Consider the following 21,589-nt stretch of genomic DNA (forward strand, 5'->3'; position numbering starts at 1 on the left):
GGGGGACCCTGTGGGAGAGTAGGACACCGCCGAACAATCATTGTGGGAAAGCCCCGCACCTTCTGGTGCGGGGCTTTTCTGCGTTTACAGGCCGGCACCCTTTTCGGGGGCGGGACGCCGGGTGTCAGAGGCGGCCGGCGGCCTTGAGGGCGAGGTAGGCGTCGGCCAGGGCGGGGGCGAGGGTGTCGGGGGCGGCGTCGACGACCGTGACACCGCGGCGCTTGAGCTGGTCGGCCGTACGGGAGCGCTGGGATGTCGTCTGGGTCGCTGCCGCAGCCTCGTAGACGCCGTCGATCGTGCCGCGAGTTGCCGTCATCCGGGCGATGTGGGGATCGGCCACGGAGGCCACCAGGACCGTGTGGCGCTGGGCGAGCTGAGGCAGGACCGGGAGGAGGCCCTCTTCGATCGGGGCCGCGTCGAGGCTTGTCAGCAGGACGATCAGTGAGCGGCGAGGAGCGCGCGCGAGGGCGGTCGCGGCCAAGCCGCGGGCGTCGGTCTCCACCAGCTCGGGCTCGAGCGGGGCGAGGGCGCTGATCACGGCAGGGAGGACGTCGGCGGCGGAGCGGCCCTGAACCTGGGCGCGGAGGCGCCGGTCGTAGGCCAGGAGGTCCACGCGGTCACCGGCACGGGAAGCGAGCGCGGTGAGGAGGAGAGCCGCGTCCATGGAGGCGTCCAGGCGAGGAACGTCGCCGACGCGGCCGGCCGAGGTGCGGCCGGTGTCGAGCACGATGAGGATGTGACGGTCGCGCTCGGGGCGCCAGGTGCGGACGGCGACCGTGCTCTGGCGGGCGGTGGCACGCCAGTCGATCGAGCGGGTGTCGTCGCCGGGGACGTACTCGCGGAGACTGTCGAACTCGGTACCTTCGCCGCGGGTCAGCACGCTGGTGCGGCCGTCGAGTTCACGGAGCCTGGCCAGGCGGGACGGCAGGTGCTTGCGGCTCGTGAAGGGCGGCAGGACGCGAACGGTCCAGGGGACCTCGTGGTTGCCCTGGCGGGCCGCGAGGCCGAGGGGGCCGTAGGAACGGACCGTGACCCGTTCGGCCCGGCGGTCACCGCGACGGGTCGGGCGCAGGGTCGTGGTGAGACGGCGGCGTTCCCCGGCGGGGACGGTGAGTCGTTGGCGTGAGGCGGCCTGCTCGGTGCCGGAGAGCCAACTGCTGGGCGGCCAGGCGTCGCGGAGCTGGGCGCGGAGAGTGCGGCGGGATGGGTTGGTGACGGTGAGCTGGACGTCCGCCACGTCACCGAGTCGAACGGATGTATCACCACTTCGGGTGAATTGGAGTGTTCGTACTGGCGCCGCCAGGGCGTAGTCGCACAGAATTGCGAGGGAGAGGGGTGCGTTCACCGCGAGCATCCCCGCCCAGCTGGGGGCGAGGATGCCGACGGGGAGCGATCCGAGGGCGGCGAGCAGCGCGGTTCGTCCGGTGAGGGCCATGGGGCGCCGTTCTCAGCGGGGGACGGGGACGTGGGCGAGGATCGAGTTGATGACGGAGTCGGGGGTGACCCCCTCCATCTCGGCCTCGGGCCGCAGGTGGATGCGATGTCGCAAGGTGGGGAGAGCGAGGGCCTTCACATCGTCCGGGGTGACGTAGTCCCGGCCGGTGAGCCAGGCCCAGGCGCGGGCGGTGGACAGCAGAGCGGTGGCGCCTCGGGGGGAGACCCCGAGCGCGAGTGAGGGGGAATCACGCGTGGCACGGCAGATATCGACGACGTAGCCGGCGATCTCGGAGGAGACCGAGACCTTGGCGACGGCCGCCCGGGCGGCTTCGAGCTCGGCGGGGCCCGCGACGGGGCGGACACCGGCGGCCTTCAAGTCGCGGGGGTCGAAGCCCTCGGCGTGACGGGTGAGGACCTGGATCTCGTCCGCGCGTGAGGGCAGAGGGACCGTCAGCTTGAGGAGGAACCGGTCCAGTTGGGCCTCTGGGAGGGGATAGGTGCCCTCGTACTCGACGGGGTTCTGGGTCGCGGCCACCAGGAAGGGCTCGGGCAGGGCGCGTGGGGTGCCGTCGACCGTGACCTGGCGTTCCTCCATCGCCTCCAGGAGGGAGGCCTGGGTCTTCGGGGGCGTGCGGTTGATCTCGTCGGCGAGCAGGAGGTTGGTGAAGACCGGGCCGGGCTGGAAGGAGAACTCGGATGTCCGGGTGTCGTAGACCAGGGAGCCGGTGACATCGCTCGGCATGAGATCGGGGGTGAACTGGACGCGCTTCGTGTCCAGTTCGAGTGCGGCGGCGAGCGAGCGGACCAGCAGGGTCTTGGCGACGCCGGGCACGCCTTCGAGGAGGACGTGTCCCCGGCAGAGCAGGGCGACGACGAGACCGGTGACGGCGGGGTCCTGGCCGACCACGGCCTTCGCGATCTCGGTGCGCAGGGCCTCCAGGGAGGCGCGGGCGCTGACCGAGTCCGTAGCGGTCTCGGGGGTCGGGGCGCTCATGAGGTGCGTACCTCTCTTTCGAGGGCGTCGAGTTGGTCCGCCAGGCGGATGAGAGTGGCGTCGTCGGCGGGAGCCGGGCCGAAGAGAAGGTTCCTGGGGTCCGCGGTGGTCTCGGGGAGACGGGCGGAAAGCGCGGGGAGGAGGCGCTCGGAGGAGTGGGCGTCCTGGGCGGGGACGCCGAGCACGGGGGCGATCCGGGTCCGGGTCGCGGTGCGCAGGACGGAGGCGGCGCGGTCACGGGCGTTCGCCTTGCGGTAGAGGCGGGCGCGGCCCTCGGTGGCCTCGGAGGCTCGGAGGGCGACGGGGAGTTGCTCGGTCACCAGGGGGCCGAGACGGCGGCCGCGCCAGATGGCGGCGAGCAGGGCCGCGATCGCGAGTTGGAGTGTGCCCCAGAGCCAGCCGGAGGGGATGAGGGAGAGGAAGTTGCCCGTGGTGTCGTCGTCGGATGTGTCGGCGGCGGCGGAGGCATCGGAGAGGGAGGGGAGGTACCAGACGAGATGGGGGCGGGAGCCGAGGAGTTGCAGGGCGAGCGAGGCGTTGCCCTGCTGGTCGAGACGGTCGTTGTAGAGGATGTCGGGCGAGCCGAGGAGGACGGTGTCGGAGGTACCGGGGCCGGGGACGCGGACCAGGGACGGCAGGTCGTCGGAGGGGTAGCAGGCTTCGGCGTCCGTGTCGGGGCCGGTGACGTAGCGCTCGCCGCCGAGGTCGACGCTGCCGGCGCGGGTGGCCGCCCCCAGAGTGCAGGAGGGGGAGCGGTTCCCCACAGGCGTGCTGGTGGCGGTGGTGACCCCTGGAGCCAGGACGGAGAGGGAGGGGGCGCCTGCGCCGAGGAGGACGGTGCGGCCGGTGGATCCGGCGATGGACCGGCGGAGCGTGGACTGTTGGGTCTCCGTCAGCAGGTCGGGTGCGGTGACCAGGAGGGTGCTCGTGGTGTCGGTCGCGCCCGTGGCCTCGTCGAGGGTGGTGGCGAGGGTGATCATGACGCCACGGGCCTTGAGGAGTTCGGCGACCGCTCGGCTGCCGTGGGGGTCGGCGGAGCGGGGGTCGAGCGCGCCGTGGGAGTCGGTGGACCGCACGGTCGCGAGGACGATGCCGCCGATGAGGACGAGGGCGAGGACGAGGACCGTGCCCCGGGCACGGGTCCAGAGCCGGCGGGGGGAGAGGGCGGTCGACGTGGTGCTGGTGGCCGGGCGGCTCATGCGGGCGTTCCCGTGGAGGCGGTGTCGAGGATGGGACGGGTCCGCTCCAGGGCGGTGTCCAGTTCCTCGATGCGGCGGTACGCGGTCTCGTCGGCGGTGCGACCGCCGTATGTGACGTCGTCGAAGGCGCGGGCCGCGAGGCGCAGTTCGTCCGCGTGGGAGGGCAGGGTGCGGCCCGCCTCCGCGGCAGCCTCGTCGGCGGTACGGCCGGGGCGGGGGTCGAGCAGGGTGCGCTCTTCGAGGGAGCGGACGACGGCCCGCATCCGTTCCTGGACCGCCTGGTTCCAGCGGCCGGCGGAGGCGTGTCGGGCGGCGGCGGCCCGGTGGTCGCGGGCGGTGCGGGGGCCGTCCGTGAAGAGGGAGTCGGCGGTGGTGCCGGGTGCCCGGTGGGGGGTGCCGAGGCGCCACCAGAGGGCGGCGGCGAGGGCGGCCACGAACAGGACCACCACGGCGAGTCCGAGGACACCGCCGGGGGTGGCCCCGGACGCGGCGCTGAAGAGGTCGCCGACCCACTCCCAGAAACGGTCGAGGCCGCGCTGGAGGAGGTTCGGGTCGTTCTCGTGGTACATCGGCTTGGACAGCTCCCGTTCCGCCGCCTCGCGGGCGGGGACGCGGGAGATGTCCACCGGTACGTCGTCGGCGGCGGCGTACCGCGCCCATGCCGTGGTGGTTCCCCCCGTGACCGTCACGGCATCAGCCTCCGACGGCCTGGTCGCCCGGTGCGGGGCCGTAGCCGGGGAGGCCCGCGGCCCGTGCCAGTTCGAGGTCCAGGGCTTCGCGGCGGATGCGCTGGTCCACGTAGAGGAGCACCGTGACACCGGCCGAGATGGGGTAGGTGATCGCGCCGGTGATCACTCCGCCGATGCCGGTGACGATCAGGAACGGCCAGCCGAAGGTGCTGGACGAGCCGGAGAGCAGGCCGGAGAAGCCGTCGCCGTCGACAGCGATGCCGATCATCGTGAACGGGATCGCGATGATCATCGTGAAGACGAAGATCAGCAGCTGGGTGAGGAGGGTGATGCCGAAGATCCGCCACCACGCGCCCTGGACCAGCTTGGCCGAACGCTTCAGCGAGGCGATCACGCCCTGGCGCTCCAGTATCAGAGCGGGGGGAGCGAGGTTGAAGCGGATCATGAGCCAGATGGCCGCGGTCAGGGAGCCGAGGCCTCCGAGGAGGACCAGTGCGACGCCCGCGCCGCCGCCGATCAGGACTCCGGGGAGTACGCCGACGAGGACGATTCCCGCGCTCAGGGCCGCGATCAGCAGAGTGAGGCCGAGGAGCTGGAGAAGGCGGGGACGGGCCTCCTGCCAGGCGGAGCCGAGCGACACCGGACGGCCGAGGATGGCGCGGCTGATGACGACGGTCAGCAGGGCGGCGCAGACCAGGGACGCCATCAGCGTCACCAGCAGGGCCGGGCCCAGGCCGATCAGGGACGACTGGGCCGACTCCAGCGACTGTTCGAGGGCCTCGGCGGGGGTGGCGTCCGGGTTCACCGCCGGGGCCGCGGGGGCGAGATACCGCTGGGCCAGGATGCTGGCGACCTGCGAGATCACCGAGACGGTGACCGAGATCGCCAGTACCGTGCGCCAGTACGTGCGGAGGGTCTTCACCGCGCCGTCGAGGATCTCGCCCATGCCCAGCGGGCGCAGCGGGATCACGCCGGGCTTCGCGGCAGGAGGCCTGCCCCAGTGGCCGTTCGAGTGCGGGGCGTTCCAGCCCGGGCCTCGTACGGGGGCCCGCGGCGGGGGCGGGTTGCCGTGGGTCGGCGGGGACCACCGGCCGGCGGGCGGCTGGTCCTTCGACCACTGAGGGGCGGAGCCGTTCGCGTCGGCCGGAACAGGCCGGGGAACCCCGGAACCGTCCTGGTCGTCGGAGGGGGCGGATCCGGGCGAGGTCCAGCCCGGAGTGTCGTTCACGGTCGTCCACCTCGGAGGAATGGTCGCGGTGCCGGATCGGCGAACCGGCTCGGTCACGGCGGCCGACACCTGGCACGGCGGCGGGCCGGGTGCCATCGTGCCACGCGGGACCCGCCCGTGGGCGGGACCGGTCTTGTCGTTCGTACCTTTGTCCGGACCTTCATTGTGCGAGCGGTAGGCGGCACACTGTGCGGATACCCGATCATCTCGCGCGAACCGTGCGATGGCGGGCCGAGCGGGGCGCGGTCGACGGGATCGCGCTCCGGGCTGGGGGAGGCGCTGTGGGACAGGTCACGGCAGGTAACGATTGGCTAATGGGATGATGTCGATATGAAGGGACGCGTTCTTGTCGTCGACGACGACACCGCACTGGCCGAGATGCTCGGCATCGTGCTGCGGGGTGAAGGGTTCGAGCCGTCGTTCGTCGCGGACGGTGACAAGGCGCTTGCCGCATTCCGGGAGGCCAAGCCTGACCTGGTGCTGCTCGACCTGATGCTGCCCGGAAGGGACGGCATCGAGGTGTGCCGCCTGATCAGGGCCGAGTCGGGTGTGCCGATCGTCATGCTCACGGCCAAGAGCGACACGGTGGACATCGTCGTGGGCCTGGAGTCCGGGGCCGACGACTACATCGTGAAGCCGTTCAAGCCGAAGGAGCTTGTCGCCCGTATCCGGGCACGGCTGCGGCGGTCCGAGGAGCCGGCTCCGGAGCAGCTCACCATCGGTGACCTCGTCATCGACGTGGCCGGGCACTCCGTGAAGCGGGAGGGGCAGTCCATCGCCCTGACCCCGCTCGAGTTCGATCTGCTCGTCGCGCTGGCGCGCAAGCCGTGGCAGGTCTTCACCCGTGAGGTCCTGCTGGAGCAGGTCTGGGGTTACCGGCACGCGGCCGACACCCGGCTGGTGAACGTGCACGTCCAGCGGCTGCGCTCGAAGGTCGAGAAGGACCCCGAGCGCCCGGAGATCGTGGTGACCGTCCGTGGCGTCGGTTACAAGGCAGGACCGAGCTGACATGAGTACAGGCAGTGCTGCTCCGAAGCCCGGGGACCCGGGAGACCGTACGGGGCGGGCTGCCGGACCGGGGCGGGGGGGCTCGCGTTCCGGCCGTCCGCCCCGCGGTGGACGGCTGTTCCAGGACGGGGCGCCGGGTGGACCGGTCCTCCGGCTCTTCGCACGCTGGGTGCGCCGCCCGCTGCTGCCCGCTGTGCGGCTGTGGCGGCGGAACATCCAGTTGCGGATCGTCGCGGGCACCCTGCTGATGTCCCTCGGAGTGGTGCTGCTGCTCGGCTTGGTCGTCATCGGCCAGGTCCGCAACGGTCTGCTCGACGCCAAGGAGAAGGCCGCCCAGAGCCAGGCCGCCGGAGGGTTCTCCGCCGCCCAGGACAGGGCGGCGACCACGTCATCCGCCCCCGGTCAGCAGGACGGCAGGCGGGCCGGCGCTTCCGTGGACTGGCGTTCCACCCTGGTCGAGCAGCTCGCCAGTGGTGGTCAGAGCGCCTTCAACGTGGTGGCGCTCTCCCTCGACACCGGTGACACCGCGAGCCGTGGCGTGCGCGCCTCGGGCGAGGTCGATCCGGCCACCAGCATCCCCGCCGAGCTGCGGCACTCGGTGGCCCAGGGCGCGGGCACGTTCCAGACGTTCGCCAGCATCCACTACACGAACGGCAAGGCGCCCGAGGCCGGTCTCGTGATCGGCAAGCGGCTGAACGACGCCGAGGGCGACCAGTACGAGCTGTACTACATCTTCCCGCTGACCCAGGAGGAGGACTCCCTCACCCTGGTCAAGGGCACCCTGGCGACCGCCGGGCTCTTCGTGATGGTCCTCCTCGGTGCCATCGCCTGGCTCATGGTGCGCCAGGTCGTCACACCCGTACGGATGGCCGCGGGGATCGCCGAACGGCTCTCGGCCGGCCGGCTCCAGGAACGCATGAAGGTCACCGGCGAGGACGACATCGCCCGGCTCGGCGAAGCCTTCAACAAGATGGCGCAGAACCTCCAGCTCAAGATCCAGCAGCTGGAGGAGCTGTCGCGGATGCAGCGGCGGTTCGTCTCGGACGTCTCGCACGAGCTCCGCACCCCGCTGACCACGGTCCGGATGGCCGCGGACGTCATCCACGAGGCCCGGGTCGACTTCGATCCCGTCACCGCGCGCTCCGCCGAACTCCTCGGCGACCAGCTCGACCGCTTCGAGTCGCTGCTCTCCGACCTCCTGGAGATCAGCCGCTTCGACGCGGGCGCGGCGGCTCTGGAGGCCGAGCCGATAGACCTGCGGCAGGTCGTGCGCCGGGTCATCGGCGGCGCCGAACCGCTGGCCGAGCGCAAGGGGACCCGGATCGTGGTCGTCGGCGACCAGCAGCCCGTGGTGGCCGAGGCGGACGCCCGCCGGGTCGAGCGGGTGCTGCGCAATCTCGTCGTCAACGCGGTCGAGCACGGGGAGGGCCGGGACGTCGTGGTGAAGCTGGCCGCCGCGGGCGGGGCCGTCGCCGTCGCCGTACGCGACTACGGCGTCGGGCTGAAGCCGGGCGAGGCCACGCGGGTGTTCAACCGCTTCTGGCGGGCCGATCCGGCCCGTGCGCGCACCACCGGCGGTACCGGTCTCGGCCTGTCCATCGCGGTCGAGGACGCCCGGCTGCACGGCGGCTGGCTCCAGGCCTGGGGTGAGGCCGGCGGCGGTTCGCAGTTCCGGCTCACCCTGCCGCGCACCGCGGACGAGCCGCTGCGGGGCTCCCCGATACCCCTGGAGCCCGAGGACTCGCGGCGCAACCGGGAGCAGGCGGCCACCGGGCGCGCCCAGGAGGACGCCCGTCTCACGGCGGCGGTGCCGGCACAGGCCGTCGGCGACCGGCCGCAGCTTCCCGTACCTCCGAGGCTGCCCGTGCCGCCGCGGGCGACCGTCGACCCGACGGCCCTGCCCGGCAGTGGCGCACGCGTGGTGGCACGGGCGGTGGCGGACGGCGGTGGTGGGGCGGGTCCGGCGACGGCCGACGGACACGGGAACGTGGAGTGGGAGGACGGGACACGTGGGCGCTGACTCCCGGAAGGGGCACGCGGGGCGGGGCTTTCGAGAGGGGTCGGCGACACGGGCGCGGAGTCCGCGCGCGGTGGTGATCGCCGCGTGCGGCGGGCTGCTCGTGACCGGTTGCGCGACGATGCCGGACAGTGGCGACGTGCAGGCCGTCAAGGGGGTCAACCAGGGCGACTCGCAGGTGCGGGTCTACGCCGTCGCGCCCCGGGAGAACGCGACTCCGGACGAGATCGTCGACGGCTTCCTCGAAGCCATGACCAGTGACGACCCCGGCTTCGCCACCGCCCGCAAGTACCTGACGCAGCGGGCCGCGCAGACCTGGAAGCCGGAGCAGAGCATCACGGTGCTCACCACGGCGCCCGTCCGCGACCCCTCCGACCGCCACGCCGACCCCGACAACCAGGGCCGTGCCTACCCGCTCTCCGGCCGCAAGATCGCGACCGTGGACGCACGTCACGCGTACCAGCCGGTCAGCCCCGCCACGTACCTGCAGTCGATCCATGTCGTGCAGCAGCCCACCGCCAACGGCAAGGGCAAGGAGTGGCGCATCGACAGCCTGCCGCCCGGCCTGGTGCTCGGCGAGGCCGACTTCCTCCGCAACTACCGGTCGGTCAACAAGTACTACTTCGCCTCGGGGGAGGACTGGGTCGTCGCCGACCCCGTCTACATCCGCCAGCGGCAGGACCCCGTCACCCGGATGGATCCGGTGACGCAGACGGTCAAGGCGGTCCTCGAAGGTCCCACGAACTGGCTCAAGCCGGCCGTCGACTCCCGCTTTCCCTCCGGTACGGAGCTGAAGAAGGGCGTCACCACGCTGGCGACCGACGACCAGTCCACGCTCAAGGTGCCGCTCAACGCCAAGGCGGACCTGGTGGGTGGTGAGGCGTGCCGGCGGATGGCGGCGCAGCTGCTGTTCACGCTGGGCGGTCTGACGTCCGTACGCGTCGAGCAGGTGGAGCTGCTGGGGTCGTCCGGTCAGTCGCTGTGCCGTCTCGGCAAGGGACAGGCGGCCGAGTTCGCCCCGGTCAGGAATTCGGACCTGGAGGAGAACCCGTACTTCGTCGACGAGCACCACAAGTTGATGATGCTGGCCGTCGAAGGCAGGGAGGCGAACGCGCCCCTGGAGGTGCCCGGCCCGCTCGGCAAGGGCACGACCCCGCTCCGTTCGGTCGCCGTCGACCGGGGCGAGACCCGCGCCGCCGCGGTCGGGGAGAACGGCCGGGATCTCTTCGTCTCCTCCATCACCGCGGAGGAGGACCTGTCGCCGGCGGTTCTGAGTAGCAAGGCCGTCAGGCCCGTCGACCGGCTGTCCGCGCCCAGCTGGGACGGCCGGGGCGACCTGTGGGTCGCCGACCGCGATCCCGCCGCGCCCCAGCTGTGGATGGTGCCCGGTGGCACCGGCGACCCCGTCAAGGTGCGGACGCCGTGGCTGGGGGACGACGCCAGGATCGACTCGCTGCGGGTCTCCGCCGACGGTGTCCGGATCGCCCTGGTGGTCACCCGGGGCGAGCGCACGACCCTGCAGATCGGCCGGGTGGAGCGGCAGACGACGGACGAGGAGCGGGTCGTCTCCGTGCTCGCCCTCCAGCCCGCCGCGCCCCGGATGGAGTCGGTCACGGCCGTCTCCTGGGCCGGGCCGAGCCGGCTCGTCGTCGTCGGCAGGGAGGCGGGTGGCGTCCAGCAGATCCGCTACCTCCAGACGGACGGCTCGACCTCGGCGACCTCGGTGCTCCCCGGTCTCAACGGGGTGACCTCGGTGGCCGCGCCGCAGACCGACTCCATGCCGGTGGTCGCCGACTCCGGCGACGACGGCATCGTGCGGCTGGCCCCCGGCACGAACTGGCAGCCGCTGGTCAAGGACGGCACCTCGCCCGTCTACCCGGGGTAACGACACCGGGGCCCACGGCCTGCGCGGGCCTCTGACCTGACGTACTCCGGTGGTTTTCCACAGGGGTGGCCGGAGGGCTCGCAAAGGCGCACAGTGGAGCCATGCGGGGGTGGTGGCGCGAGATCGCCGGGCTGGTGTTGCCGGTCGCCTGCGGAGGCTGCGGCAGACCGCGCACCGAGCTGTGCCCCGCGTGCGCGACCGCGCTGACCGGGGCGGGAGCGGGACCGCGCAGGGTGCGGCCCTCGCCCGAACCCGCCGGGCTGCCCGTGGTCCACGCGGTCGCGCCGTACGCCGACGCCGTACGGGAACTGCTCCTCGCCCACAAGGAACGTGGGGCGCTCACTCTGGCCCGGCCCCTGGGCGGCGCCCTGGCCCTCGCCGTGGAGGCCGCCGCCGGGGAGGCCGAGGGGCCTTCGACCGGTCCGCTGCTCCTCGTGCCGGTGCCGTCCTCACGGCGCTCCGTGCGGGCGCGTGGTCACGATCCGACGAGGCGGGTCGCCCTTGCGGCGGCGGCCCGACTGCGGTCCTCCGGCCGTCAGGCGCGGGTCGTTCCCGTGCTGCGGCAGCGGCGGTACGTGGCGGATCAGGCGGGGCTCGGGGCGCGCGGACGGCTCGCGAACCTCTCCGGAGCCCTGGAGGTCGTGCCGGGCGGCGGACGGCTTCTCGCGACGGGGAAGGTGGTGCTCGTGGACGACCTGATGACCACGGGGGCCTCGCTGGCGGAGGCGGCGCGCGCCCTCGGAGTCGTACACCACCCGTTCATTCCTGGAATACCGCACGGTTTACCGGGTGGTTTCAGGCAGCGCGGATTCGAACAGCGGGTGGCGGCTGTGATCGCATCCTCTCCCGCTTCGTTCGAAATAAACCGGAACTTGCCAGGAACTTGGATCGTTGCAGGTGGTGAGAGGTGAAAACACCCGAACGGAGGTATGTCGCGGTAGCGGGTGCCGACACCCGTCCGAAGGGGCTATGTTCGGTTGTGAGGAATGGTGAAAGCCATCGCCTCCGACGAATACTGGTTGCGCCTACAGGACAGGAGTTCAGGGCGAATTAACCTCTTGTCGATGGGGTGGGGATCATGTCGACTGGGGAGGAGGAGGTGAAAGTCGCCAAGTCCGAGCTCCGGTAATCCACCGGAGTCTGGTGCAAAGGGAGATGCCCGGCGGCCAAGGAGCCGACCAGGGCGATCCGGGAACGGAGTTCTGCGTGGACATCGTCGTCAAGGGCCGCAAGACCGAGGTGCCCGAGCGGTTCCGCAAGCACGTGGCCGAGAAGCTGAAGCTGGAGAAGATCCAGAAGCTCGACGGCAAGGTGATCAGCCTCGACGTCGAGGTGTCCAAGGAGCACAACCCGCGGCAGGCCGACAGGTCCGACCGCGTGGAGATCACCCTCCACTCCCGAGGCCCGGTGATCCGGGCGGAAGCTGCGGCAGGCGACCCGTACGCAGCGCTCGACCTCGCCAGCGACAAGCTCGAGGCACGACTGCGCAAGCAGCACGACAAGCGGTACACCCGCCGTGGAAACGGCAGGCTTTCGGCGGCGGAGGTCGGGGACGTCGTGCCCGGCGCCGCCCAGTTCAACGGAGACGGCCAACTGGTCGCCGACGAGTCCGACAAGGTGCCCACCACGATGATGGGCTCGATCGAAGTCCAGGGCGAGGGCCCGCTGGTGGTCCGCGAGAAGACCCACCGGGCCGCACCCATGACGCTCGACCAGGCGCTCTACGAGATGGAGCTGGTCGGACACGACTTCTATCTCTTCGTCGACTCCGACACGAAGCAGCCGAGCGTCGTCTACCGGCGACACGCGTACGACTACGGCGTCATCCACCTGGAGGGCGACCCGCTCGCCGAGGCCGGCGGCGCCGGCGGTGCGCTCGGCGGCTGACGGTCGGCACGCACCCCCACATCAGCCCAACCCGCACCTGTTGTCCCACACGGTGCCCCTGGGAGCGCCCTCCGCGCTCCCAGGGGCACCCCGTGTGTCCACGGGGCACGCCGTCGCCGCCCGGGCATGAAATCATGGCGTGCACGCCAACCGGTGCTCTGCGCGTACCGGTTGGAGGACCGGAATCGAATTCAGGCCACGGCCTTCAGGGGGAGGAACGATGGCGGACAGCTTCGGGCCGGTGCTCAGCGGGCGCGAGCACGGTAATGCGGTCCCGGAGGGATCGGATTCGGACAGTGGCACATTCCGCAAGGAGCCCATCCGGGTCCTTGTCGTGGACGACCACGCCCTCTTCCGCCGCGGACTGGAGATCGTCCTCGCGCACGAGGAGGACATCCAGGTCGTCGGCGAGGCCGGTGACGGGGCGGAGGCCGTGGACAAGGCCGCCGATCTGCTGCCCGACATCGTCCTGATGGACGTACGGATGCCCCGGCGCGGCGGTATCGAGGCGTGCACCTCCATCAAGGAGGTGGCCCCCAGCGCGAAGATCATCATGCTGACGATCAGCGACGAGGAGGCCGACCTCTACGACGCGATCAAGGCCGGGGCCACCGGTTACCTCCTCAAGGAGATCTCCACCGACGAGGTCGCGACGGCCATCCGCGCGGTCGCGGACGGCCAGTCGCAGATCAGTCCCTCGATGGCGTCGAAGCTCCTCACCGAATTCAAGTCGATGATCCAGCGCACCGACGAGCGCAGGCTGGTGCCCGCGCCCCGGCTGACCGACCGTGAGCTGGAGGTCCTCAAGCTCGTCGCGACCGGGATGAACAACCGGGACATCGCCAAGGAACTGTTCATCAGCGAGAACACGGTGAAGAACCACGTGCGGAACATCCTGGAGAAGCTCCAGCTGCACTCCCGCATGGAGGCCGTGGTCTACGCGATGCGGGAGAAGATCCTCGAGATCCAGTAGGCGGTGAGGGGCGGGCGGGAGCCGACGGCCGATCGGGCGGGCGCTCAGGCCAGGGCCCGTACCAGCTCCGGTGCGAGCTCGGGGTGGTTCACCCGCTCCGGGACCACCGACACCGTGTCGCAGCCGACCCACTCGGCCGCCTCACGCAGCGCCGTCGCCACCGCCGGCACGGCCTTCGGACCGTCGAGCGTCACCTGCCGGGCGACGAGCGTCCTGCCCTCGCGCGCGGGATCCACCCGGCCGACCAGCCGGCCTCCGGCGAGGACCGGCATCGCGAAGTAGCCGTGCACCCGCTTCTGCTTCGGCACGTACGCCTCCAGGCGGTGCGTGAAGCCGAAGATCCGCTCCGTGCGGGGGCGCTCCCAGATCAGCGAGTCGAACGGCGAGAGCAGCGTCGTACGGTGCCGGCCGCGCGGCTCCGTGGCCAGCGCCGCCGGGTCCGCCCAGGCGGGCTTCCCCCAGCCCGCCACCGTGACCGGCACGAGCCCCGTCGTCTCGATCACCGCGTCGAACTGCTCGCCCTTGATCCGGTGGTAGTCGGCGATGTCCGCGCGCGTGCCCACGCCCAGAGCCTCCCCGGCCTGCCGCACCAGACGCCGCACGCACTCCGTGTCGTCCAGGTCGTCGTGGAGCAGGGCCCGCGGGATCGCCCGCTCGGCCAGGTCGTACACCCGCTTCCAGCCGCGCCGCTCTACCACGACCACCTCGCCGAACATCAGCGCGCGCTCGACGGCGATCTTGGTTTCGGACCAGTCCCACCACTCGCCCTTGTTCTTCGCGCCGCCCAGTTCGGTCGCCGTCCGCGGTCCCTCGTCCCGGAGCTGGTCGATGACCTTGTCGTACGCCCCTGCCGAGAGGTCGTGGTACCAGTGCGGGCGGTCGCGGTAGGCGCGGCGGCGGAAGGCGAAGTGCGGCCACTCCTCGACGGGCAGGACGCACGCGGCGTGCGACCAGTACTCGAAGGCGTGCGCCTCCGTCCAGTACGCGTTCTCCACCGTCGTACGGCCCACGGCGCCCAGGCGTGCGTACGGGATGAGTTCGTGCGAGCGGGCCAGGACCGAGATGGTGTCGAGCTGGACCTGGCCGAGCGACCGGAGCACCCCGCGCACCCCGGCCCTGCGGTCGGGCGCGCCCAGGAACCCCTGGGCGCGCAGCGCGATCCGGCGGGCTTCGTCGGCGGACAGTTCGGCGGCGGGGCGCGGCGCAGTCGTCATGTTCCGCACCCTAGGCCCCGGCACTGACAGTCAGACCGCCTCGGCCGGACGCTCGGGGGCGGGGAGGTAGGGCAGGGGGCTCGGGAGGCCGAAGTCGGAGGGGAGCAGGGCACCGACCCAGGCGTCCCGGAGCGTGCCCTTGTTGGCCAGGCCGGCGCGCTGGGCGCCCTCCATCACGAAGCCGACGCGCTCGGCCACCGCACGCGAGCCGACGTTGCCCACCTCGGCGCGCCACACCAGGCGGGTGCAGCCGAGCGCGGTGAAGGCCCAGTGAGCGAGGGCCCGGACGGTCTCCGTCATGTAGCCGCTGCCGCGGTGCTCCCTGCCCAGCCAGTAGCCGACCTCCCAGACGCCCGTGCCGCGACTGCTGAGGGTGACGACGGCGAGCAACGGGCCGCCGGCCAGCTGTTCGACGGCGAAGGTGTACTCGGTGTCCTCACGCCAGCCGTCGGGCACGATCCGGTTCAGGAAGAGCTCGGCGTCCTGTCGCGTATAGGGATCGGGGACGACGGTCCAGCGCCGGATGTCCGGGTCCTGACAGACGGCGTACACCGCGTCGACGTCCTCGGGGACGAAGTTCCGCAGCCGCAGTCGGTCCGTGGTGAGGGTGATGGGATCCATGCCGGGATTGTGGTGACCTCGCGGACAGGAAGCGAACACTTTTCGGATGGGGCGGCACCTTCCGCCCACCTCGTGCGTTCTCTTTCCGGGCGGACGTACGGCTCCGGCACTGTGGGCCTCCCTTCGCGAGGGCGGTCTCGCTTACGATGGCCGTTGCGGTGGGGACCACCTGCCGTGCCCGCGCTCGCGTCCATGACAAGACCCAGTGCCAGGCCCGACCGGCAAGGAGACCAGCCTCAGTGTCCGTCTTCAACAAGCTCATGCGTGCAGGCGAAGGAAAGATCCTGCGCAAACTGCACCGCATCGCGGACCAGGTCAACTCCATCGAAGAGGACTTCGTCAACCTCTCCGACGCCGAGTTGCGGGCGCTCACCGATGAGTACAAGCAGCGGTACGCCGACGGCGAGAGCCTCGACGACCTGATGCCCGAGGCCTTCGCGACGGTGCGCGAGGCCGCCAAGCGTGTTCTCGGTCAGCGCCACTACGACGTCCAGCTGATGGGTGGCGCCGCGCTCCACCTCGGCTACGTCGCCGAGATGAAGACCGGTGAGGGCAAGACCCTCGTCGGCACCCTCCCGGCGTACCTCAACGCGCTCTCCGGCAAGGGCGTCCACCTGATCACGGTGAACGACTACCTGGCCGAGCGCGACTCCGAGCTCATGGGCCGGGTGCACAAGTTCCTCGGCCTGACGGTCGGCTGCATCCTCGCCAACATGACGCCGGCCCAGCGCCGCGAGCAGTACAACTGCGACATCACGTACGGCACGAACAACGAGTTCGGCTTCGACTACCTCCGCGACAACATGGCGTGGTCCAAGGACGAGCTCGTCCAGCGCGGCCACAACTTCGCCTGTGTCGACGAGGTCGACTCCATCCTCGTCGACGAGGCCCGTACGCCGCTGATCATCTCCGGCCCGGCCGACCAGGCGACGAAGTGGTACGGCGACTTCGCCAAGCTCGTCACCCGCCTCAGCAAGGGCGAGCCCGGCAACCAGCTCAAGGGCATCGAGGAGACCGGCGACTACGAGGTCGACGAGAAGAAGCGGACCGTCGCGATCCACGAGGCCGGTGTCGCCAAGGTCGAGGACTGGCTGGGCATCGACAACCTCTACGAGTCGGTGAACACCCCGCTCGTGGGCTACTTGAACAACGCCATCAAGGCGAAGGAACTGTTCAAGAAGGACAAGGACTACGTCGTCATGGACGGCGAAGTCATGATCGTCGACGAGCACACCGGCCGTATCCTCGCCGGCCGCCGCTACAACGAGGGCATGCACCAGGCGATCGAGGCCAAGGAGGGGGTGGCGATCAAGGACGAGAACCAGACCCTCGCCACGATCACCCTGCAGAACTTCTTCCTCCTGTACGACAAGCTCTCCGGCATGACCGGTACGGCCATGACCGAGGCCGCCGAGTTCCACCAGATCTACAAGCTGGGCGTCGTCCCGATCCCCACGAACAGGCCGATGATCCGCAAGGACCAGTCCGACCTGATCTACCGGACCGAGGTCGCCAAGTTCGCCGCCGTCGTCGACGACATCGCGGAGAAGCACGAGAAGGGTCAGCCGATCCTCGTCGGCACGACCTCCGTCGAGAAGTCCGAGTACCTCTCGCAGCAGCTCTCCAAGCGCGGCGTGCAGCACGAGGTCCTCAACGCCAAGCACCACGACCGTGAGGCGAGCATCGTCGCCCAGGCCGGCCGCCGCGGCGCCGTCACCGTCGCCACGAACATGGCCGGCCGCGGTACGGACATCAAGCTCGGCGGCAACCCGGACGACCTCGCCGAGGCCGAGCTGCGTCAGGCCGGCCTCGACCCGGTCGAGCACGTCGAGGAGTGGGCCGCGGCCCTCCCCGGCGCCCTGGAGCGGGCCAAGAAGGCGGTGCAGGCGGAGTTCGAGGAGGTCAAGGACCTCGGCGGGCTGTACGTGCTGGGCACCGAGCGCCACGAGTCCCGCCGTATCGACAACCAGCTGCGCGGTCGTTCCGGCCGTCAGGGCGACCCCGGCGAGTCCCGCTTCTACCTCTCCCTCGGCGACGACCTGATGCGCCTGTTCAAGGCGCAGATGGTCGAGCGCGTGATGGCCATGGCCAACGTGCCGGACGACGTGCCGATCGAGAACAAGATGGTCACCCGCGCCATCGCCTCCGCGCAGTCGCAGGTCGAGACCCAGAACTTCGAGACCCGCAAGAACGTCCTGAAGTACGACGACGTCCTCAACCGGCAGCGCCAGGTCATCTACGCCGAGCGCCGCCGCGTCCTGGAGGGCGAGGACCTGCACGAGCAGATCCAGCACTTCATGGACGACACGATCGACGACTACATCCGCCAGGAGACCGCCGAGGGCTTCGCGGAGGAGTGGGACCTCGACCGCCTGTGGAACGCCTTCAAGCAGCTCTACCCGGTGAAGGTCACCGTGGAGGAGCTGGAGGACGCGGCCGGGGACCGGGCGGGCATCACCGCCGAGTTCATCGCCGAGTCCATCAAGAGCGACATCCACGAGCAGTACGACTCGCGGGAGAAGCAGCTCGGCTCGGACATCATGCGTGAGCTGGAGCGGCGCGTGGTCCTGTCCGTCCTGGACCGCAAGTGGCGCGAGCACCTCTACGAGATGGACTACCTCCAGGAGGGCATCGGCCTGCGCGCCATGGCGCAGAAGGACCCGCTGGTCGAGTACCAGCGCGAGGGCTTCGACATGTTCACCGCCATGATGGAGGGCATCAAGGAGGAGTCCGTCGGCTACCTGTTCAACCTGGAGGTCCAGGTCGAGCAGCAGGTCGAGGAGGTCCCGGTGCAGGCGAGCGCTCCCTCGCTCACCAAGGAGGACGCCGTCCCCGCCCCCGCCGGGCGTCCGGAGATCCGCGCCAAGGGGCTCGACGCCCCGCAGCGGCCGGACCGGCTGCACTTCTCCGCGCCGACCGTGGACGGCGACGGCGGTGTCGTCGAGGGAGACTTCGCCTCCGACGACTCGGACTCCGGTGACGGGATGACCCGTGCGGAGCGGCGCAAGGCGCAGAAGAACGCGAGCGGTGGGCGTCGCCGCAAGAAGTGACGTCGTGCCGCTGAGGCGGTGCCGGTGAGCCGTTGAGGCTCGTCGTGGTGTGCGGAGGGGTCGGTCGCCCGGTGGGCGGCCGACCCCTCCGGCGTGTGTGAGGGGGTGGTCGGCCTGTTCGTCATGCGTTCGTCACGCGTGGTGGGGCGTCGGGGCTTTCGTGCCGAGGCCGTCGAGCTCGACCGCGGCGCAGCGCCAGCGCTGGTCGGCGCCGCGCTCGAGGCGGAACGCCATCGCCCGTACGCGGGGCCCGGTGGCGATCGTCGCGAAGGCCTCCACCGCCGTCCGGTCGGCGTCCACCTGGACCGAGCAGCGGCGCAGGACCGGGCGGGGGCCGAGCGAGCGCAGGGGCGTCTCCGGGGCGATCCGGACCAGCTGCTCGTACGCCTCGCCGACGGTGTGGCCGAGCATCCAGTGGACCGGCCGCTCCCCGCTGAGCACGGCGAGCAGGCGCTCGGCGAAGACGGTGTGCGGGGGGAGCGCGCGGGGCGGGGCCGGAGCCGTGGCAGGGGTGCGGGGGTGGCTGCCCGCGGGGCCGCGCGGGCGGGTGCCGGCGGGACCGCCGGGGGCGGTGCGGGGGCGGGGGGTACGGGGACGGGTGGCCGCCGCCCTGGTCGGCAGCGGGAGGGGGAGCGGTTGCGGCTGGGCGGCGGTCGGCGCGGGCGGCGTGGGCGCGGGTGTCGCGGTGGCGAGCGTGGTGGTCATGGCGGTCCCCTGTCGTTGTGTAACCGACTGATACCAGTCAGTAACTTCCGTTGGGGATCTTGTACGGGCGGGCTCGGGGCGCTCGCAAGGAGCTCGCGGCGGCGGGGTGAGCCGAAAGGTGAATCACCTATCCGGGTGACGCGGCGGAAAATCGGCTCTCCGGGGTCCGGAGAAGCACCTCCCCCGGTGGACGCCGGCGGGGACCGGCCGGGAACCCCGAAGGGGGACTCCGCACGTATCCTGAGGGCTCTCCGTCTACGAAAGAGCGGCCAGCAATGCGCGCGTACGTCCCCCTGACCCTCCCCGGTCTCGCACAGGCGCACAAGGCGGGCGAGCTGGGCCCCGGCCCGCTGACGGCCTACGCCGTCACCCCCGCCCTGCGCGAGTGGTACGTCTCCGACGACATCGAGGAACTGGAGTACGCGGCGCTCAACCGGGCCGCGTCCGCCTCCCTGCGTCTCCTCGCGGGCGACCCCGGCGCGCCCCGGCGCCGGATCGTCGTCGCCGTCGACGTGGCCGACAAGGACGCGACCATGGACCCCGACCGCGGGCTCGACGCCGGCTCCATCGGCGAGGTCCGGATCGCCGGGTCCGTGCCGCTCGCCAGGGCGGCCGCGGTGCACGCCGACGCGGACGACGCGGAGCCGGACGTGACGGCCGCCGCCGACGCGCTGGGAGCGGCGGACCAGGGTGACGACGACGCGCGGTTCGTCGTGGACGGGGCCGAGGACCACGAGCTGCTGTGGTTCGGGGTGCAGGAGATCCCGGGGCTGCTGGGCTGATCGGCCCGGACCCACCGCCGAGTCTTCGCTGTCGGTGCGGCCGGGTACCTTCTTCGGCATGGGGAAGCACGACGGCTCGCGCGGCAAACACCTGGTCTGGGACTGGAACGGCACACTGCTCGACGACACCGGGGCGACGAACGCGGCGTTCGCCGAGCTCGGGCTCGAGCCGATCACCCTGGAGCGGTACCGCGAGCTGTACACGGTGCCGGTGCCCAAGTTCTACGAGCGACTCATGGGGCGGCTGCCCACCGACGCCGAGTGGATCGTCATGGACGGCGTCTTCCACCGGCACTACTGGGAGCGGGCCGAGAACTGCGGGCTGACCTCCGGTGCCGCGGAGCTGCTCGCGGCGCGGCAGGCGTCCGGGTTCACGCAGTCGCTGCTGTCCCTCGCGCCCCACACGGATCTGATACCGCTGGTGCGGCGGCACGGGATCGCCGAGCGGTTCCTGCGGATGGACGGGCGCGTCGACACCTCGACGGACGGGAAGTCCGGGCACATGGTGCGGCACCTCGCGGCGCTCCGCGTCCCCGCGGACCGGGTCGTCGTCATCGGCGACGCGGCGGACGACGCGGTGGCGGCGGCGCATGTGGGGGCTCGGGCGGTGCTCTACACCGGCGGGTCGCACAGTCGGGTGTCGCTGGAGCGGGTGGGGGTGCCGGTGGTGGACTCGCTGGAGGAAGCGGTGGCTGTCGCGGAGGAGCTGGTCTAGCGGGTCGGCTCGGGCCGGTGGGTGGTGCGGTTGCGGGCCGGGTGCGGCCCGGTGGGTGGTTGTCCCACCCTCCCCCAAGCTCTCGGCTTCGCTCGAGCAGGGGGACCCCCATCGCCCTGGGGGTCCCCCCGGACGAAGTCTGGGGGAGGAACGTATGCCCACAACCACCTGGCCGAGCCGGCGATGCCCACAACCACCAGGTACGCGTCAGGCCTTGGTGCGGAGGATCTTCAGGAATTCGCGCATCCAGGTGGGGTGGTCCGGCCAGGCGCGGGAGGAGACCAGGAGGCCGTCGACCACCGCCGCGCTGTCCTGGAAGGTCGCCCCGGCCGCCTGCATGTCGAGTTCGAGCGCCGGGTACGCCGTGACCCGGCGGCCCTCGAGGCCGCCGATCGCCGCCGTCAGGAGCGGGCCGTGGCAGATCTGGGCCACCGGCTTGTCGGCGTCGAAGAAGGCCTTGAGCACCTTGCGGAGCTCCGGGTCGTTGCGCAGGTACTCCGGGGCCCGGCCGCCCGGGATCACCACCGCCACGTACGCGCCCGGGTCGACCTCGGAGAAGGCCAGGTCGGCGGGCCAGGTGTAGCCGGGCTTCTCGGTGTATGTGTCGAAGCCGGGTTCGAAGTCGTGGACGACGAACCGGAGCTGCTTGCGGGCCGGGGCCGCGATGTCGACCTCGTATCCCTCTTCGAGCAGTCGCTGGTAGGGGTACATCACCTCAAGCGACTCCGCCGCGTCACCGGTCACGATCAGGATCTTCGCCATGGCTCTCCCAGATCACAGAGGGTCGGTCTGCCGTGCTGCGCCCATGCTCGGGTACACGCTGCCCGGGGCGGGACACTTTGCCAAGAGGACATGTGTCGCTGTCCATAACGTCAAACTTCCACCCCCTCTTTTGTACACATACGGACCATGACGGCCCGGGGGTCGGGAGCGATAGGCTTTTCCCGTGATCAGCGCTATACGCCGAGGGGGCAATGCAGCCCCCGGCTGCCGCCCGGTCCGCGACAGCGGCCGGGCCGACCGTGCGTTCGCCGATCCTCTCCGTCCGGGCGGGCCGCGCTCCGTGGCCGATAACGACCCGGGCATCTCTCATTCGGGCATAACGTCGTCTTCGACCGGAACACCGTGTCGTGGCGCTGTGCCCTTCCTTCCACCGACGTCACGCAACGGCGCGCGACCAGGAGT

The 21,589-nt window shown here is 71.3% G+C and carries 18 protein-coding genes; 9 read left to right on the top strand and 9 right to left on the bottom strand.

Annotation, left to right across the window (positions count from 1 at the left end; genetic code table 11):
* Positions 1 to 124: 124 nt before the first annotated feature.
* From ACFWUY_RS31245 to ACFWUY_RS31265, 5 genes are read right to left on the bottom strand one after another with little or no spacing between them, the layout of a single operon-like run.
* Positions 125 to 1,435: a DUF58 domain-containing protein gene (locus ACFWUY_RS31245; RefSeq protein ID WP_384117527.1), complete on the bottom strand. Its 1,311-nt coding sequence runs from the start codon at positions 1,433 to 1,435 to the stop codon at positions 125 to 127.
* Positions 1,436 to 1,447: 12 nt separating this feature from the next.
* The gene (locus ACFWUY_RS31250) at positions 1,448 to 2,431 is read right to left on the bottom strand and encodes an AAA family ATPase (protein ID WP_384117529.1); all 984 of its coding nucleotides are present in this window, start codon (positions 2,429 to 2,431) and stop codon (positions 1,448 to 1,450) included.
* Positions 2,428 to 3,630, bottom strand: a complete 1,203-nt coding sequence (locus tag ACFWUY_RS31255) for a DUF4350 domain-containing protein (RefSeq protein WP_384117532.1) — start codon at positions 3,628 to 3,630, stop codon at positions 2,428 to 2,430. The genes ACFWUY_RS31250 and ACFWUY_RS31255 overlap by 4 nt, the downstream gene beginning before the upstream one ends.
* Positions 3,627 to 4,319: a DUF4129 domain-containing protein gene (locus ACFWUY_RS31260; protein ID WP_384117537.1), complete on the bottom strand. Its 693-nt coding sequence runs from the start codon at positions 4,317 to 4,319 to the stop codon at positions 3,627 to 3,629. Before ACFWUY_RS31260 ends, ACFWUY_RS31255 begins: the two co-directional genes overlap by 4 nt.
* A 4-nt stretch (positions 4,320 to 4,323) precedes the next feature.
* Positions 4,324 to 5,547: a hypothetical protein gene (locus ACFWUY_RS31265; RefSeq protein WP_384117540.1), complete on the bottom strand. Its 1,224-nt coding sequence runs from the start codon at positions 5,545 to 5,547 to the stop codon at positions 4,324 to 4,326.
* A 330-nt stretch (positions 5,548 to 5,877) separates the two neighbouring features.
* On the opposite strand from ACFWUY_RS31265, the gene mtrA reads away from it, so the two are divergent.
* The 6 genes from mtrA to ACFWUY_RS31295 all read left to right on the top strand — a co-directional run bounded on the left by mtrA (position 5,878) and on the right by ACFWUY_RS31295 (position 13,317).
* A complete protein-coding gene (gene mtrA / locus ACFWUY_RS31270) occupies positions 5,878 to 6,555 on the top strand; it encodes a two-component system response regulator MtrA (protein ID WP_030224028.1) in 678 nt (225 codons plus the stop codon).
* Between the two features lies 1 nt (position 6,556).
* The gene (mtrB, locus tag ACFWUY_RS31275) at positions 6,557 to 8,575 is read left to right on the top strand and encodes an MtrAB system histidine kinase MtrB (RefSeq protein WP_384117548.1); all 2,019 of its coding nucleotides are present in this window, start codon (positions 6,557 to 6,559) and stop codon (positions 8,573 to 8,575) included.
* Positions 8,565 to 10,457, top strand: coding sequence for an LpqB family beta-propeller domain-containing protein (locus ACFWUY_RS31280; protein ID WP_384117553.1), 1,893 nt, complete (start codon positions 8,565 to 8,567; stop codon positions 10,455 to 10,457). The genes mtrB and ACFWUY_RS31280 overlap by 11 nt, the downstream gene beginning before the upstream one ends.
* Before the next feature lie 101 nt (positions 10,458 to 10,558).
* A complete protein-coding gene (locus ACFWUY_RS31285) occupies positions 10,559 to 11,368 on the top strand; it encodes a ComF family protein (protein ID WP_384117558.1) in 810 nt (269 codons plus the stop codon).
* A 295-nt stretch (positions 11,369 to 11,663) separates the two neighbouring features.
* A complete protein-coding gene (gene hpf / locus ACFWUY_RS31290) occupies positions 11,664 to 12,344 on the top strand; it encodes a ribosome hibernation-promoting factor, HPF/YfiA family (RefSeq protein WP_384117561.1) in 681 nt (226 codons plus the stop codon).
* A gap of 220 nt (positions 12,345 to 12,564) precedes the next feature.
* Positions 12,565 to 13,317 carry a response regulator gene (locus ACFWUY_RS31295; protein ID WP_384117563.1) on the top strand — a complete coding sequence of 251 codons (753 nt, stop codon included), beginning with the start codon at positions 12,565 to 12,567 and terminating at the stop codon, positions 13,315 to 13,317.
* 44 nt (positions 13,318 to 13,361) lie between these two features.
* Here ACFWUY_RS31295 and ACFWUY_RS31300 read toward each other — a convergent pair whose 3' ends face one another.
* Both ACFWUY_RS31300 and ACFWUY_RS31305 read right to left on the bottom strand, forming a co-directional pair.
* Positions 13,362 to 14,531 (bottom strand): winged helix-turn-helix domain-containing protein, encoded by a 1,170-nt coding sequence (locus tag ACFWUY_RS31300; RefSeq protein WP_384117566.1) that lies wholly within the window; start codon positions 14,529 to 14,531, stop codon positions 13,362 to 13,364.
* A gap of 30 nt (positions 14,532 to 14,561) precedes the next feature.
* Positions 14,562 to 15,152, bottom strand: a complete 591-nt coding sequence (locus ACFWUY_RS31305; protein WP_384117569.1) for a GNAT family N-acetyltransferase — start codon at positions 15,150 to 15,152, stop codon at positions 14,562 to 14,564.
* Between the two features lie 239 nt (positions 15,153 to 15,391).
* Between ACFWUY_RS31305 and secA the strand changes: the two genes are divergently transcribed.
* The gene (secA, locus tag ACFWUY_RS31310) at positions 15,392 to 18,202 is read left to right on the top strand and encodes a preprotein translocase subunit SecA (RefSeq protein WP_384117572.1); all 2,811 of its coding nucleotides are present in this window, start codon (positions 15,392 to 15,394) and stop codon (positions 18,200 to 18,202) included.
* Between the two features lie 132 nt (positions 18,203 to 18,334).
* Here secA and ACFWUY_RS31315 read toward each other — a convergent pair whose 3' ends face one another.
* Entirely contained in the window at positions 18,335 to 18,907 is a 573-nt protein-coding gene (locus tag ACFWUY_RS31315; protein WP_384117575.1) for an Rv3235 family protein, read from the bottom strand.
* 275 nt (positions 18,908 to 19,182) lie between these two features.
* Between ACFWUY_RS31315 and ACFWUY_RS31320 the strand changes: the two genes are divergently transcribed.
* Together ACFWUY_RS31320 and ACFWUY_RS31325 are read left to right on the top strand one after the other, a co-directional pair.
* Positions 19,183 to 19,689, top strand: a complete 507-nt coding sequence (locus ACFWUY_RS31320; RefSeq protein WP_384117577.1) for a DUF6912 family protein — start codon at positions 19,183 to 19,185, stop codon at positions 19,687 to 19,689.
* Between the two features lie 58 nt (positions 19,690 to 19,747).
* Positions 19,748 to 20,404 (top strand): HAD family hydrolase, encoded by a 657-nt coding sequence (locus tag ACFWUY_RS31325; RefSeq protein WP_384117580.1) that lies wholly within the window; start codon positions 19,748 to 19,750, stop codon positions 20,402 to 20,404.
* Positions 20,405 to 20,611: 207 nt separating this feature from the next.
* Here the strand turns inward: ACFWUY_RS31325 and ACFWUY_RS31330 are convergent, their stop codons facing one another.
* A complete protein-coding gene (locus tag ACFWUY_RS31330; RefSeq protein WP_384117583.1) occupies positions 20,612 to 21,166 on the bottom strand; it encodes a DJ-1/PfpI family protein in 555 nt (184 codons plus the stop codon).
* Between the last annotated feature and the right edge of the window lie 423 nt (positions 21,167 to 21,589).

The sequence above is a fragment of the Streptomyces sp. NPDC058664 genome (assembly GCF_042716635.1).
Classification (GTDB): domain Bacteria; phylum Actinomycetota; class Actinomycetes; order Streptomycetales; family Streptomycetaceae; genus Streptomyces.

Bases quoted from the DNA above. Each gene is read 5' to 3' on its own strand.
- ACFWUY_RS31330 (WP_384117583.1), bottom strand. From the start codon at position 21,166: ATGGCGAAGATCCTGATCGTGACCGGTGACGCGGCGGAGTCGCTTGAG.
- ACFWUY_RS31305 (WP_384117569.1), bottom strand. From the start codon at position 15,152: ATGGATCCCATCACCCTCACCACGGACCGACTGCGGCTGCGGAACTTC.
- ACFWUY_RS31245 (WP_384117527.1), bottom strand. From the start codon at position 1,435: ATGGCCCTCACCGGACGAACCGCGCTGCTCGCCGCCCTCGGATCGCTC.
- ACFWUY_RS31300 (WP_384117566.1), bottom strand. From the start codon at position 14,531: ATGACGACTGCGCCGCGCCCCGCCGCCGAACTGTCCGCCGACGAAGCC.
- mtrA (WP_030224028.1), top strand. From the start codon at position 5,878: ATGAAGGGACGCGTTCTTGTCGTCGACGACGACACCGCACTGGCCGAG.
- mtrB (WP_384117548.1), top strand. From the start codon at position 6,557: ATGAGTACAGGCAGTGCTGCTCCGAAGCCCGGGGACCCGGGAGACCGT.
- ACFWUY_RS31250 (WP_384117529.1), bottom strand. From the start codon at position 2,431: ATGAGCGCCCCGACCCCCGAGACCGCTACGGACTCGGTCAGCGCCCGC.
- ACFWUY_RS31325 (WP_384117580.1), top strand. From the start codon at position 19,748: ATGGGGAAGCACGACGGCTCGCGCGGCAAACACCTGGTCTGGGACTGG.
- ACFWUY_RS31285 (WP_384117558.1), top strand. From the start codon at position 10,559: ATGCGGGGGTGGTGGCGCGAGATCGCCGGGCTGGTGTTGCCGGTCGCC.
- ACFWUY_RS31315 (WP_384117575.1), bottom strand. From the start codon at position 18,907: ATGACCACCACGCTCGCCACCGCGACACCCGCGCCCACGCCGCCCGCG.
- ACFWUY_RS31295 (WP_384117563.1), top strand. From the start codon at position 12,565: ATGGCGGACAGCTTCGGGCCGGTGCTCAGCGGGCGCGAGCACGGTAAT.
- ACFWUY_RS31255 (WP_384117532.1), bottom strand. From the start codon at position 3,630: ATGAGCCGCCCGGCCACCAGCACCACGTCGACCGCCCTCTCCCCCCGC.
- ACFWUY_RS31320 (WP_384117577.1), top strand. From the start codon at position 19,183: ATGCGCGCGTACGTCCCCCTGACCCTCCCCGGTCTCGCACAGGCGCAC.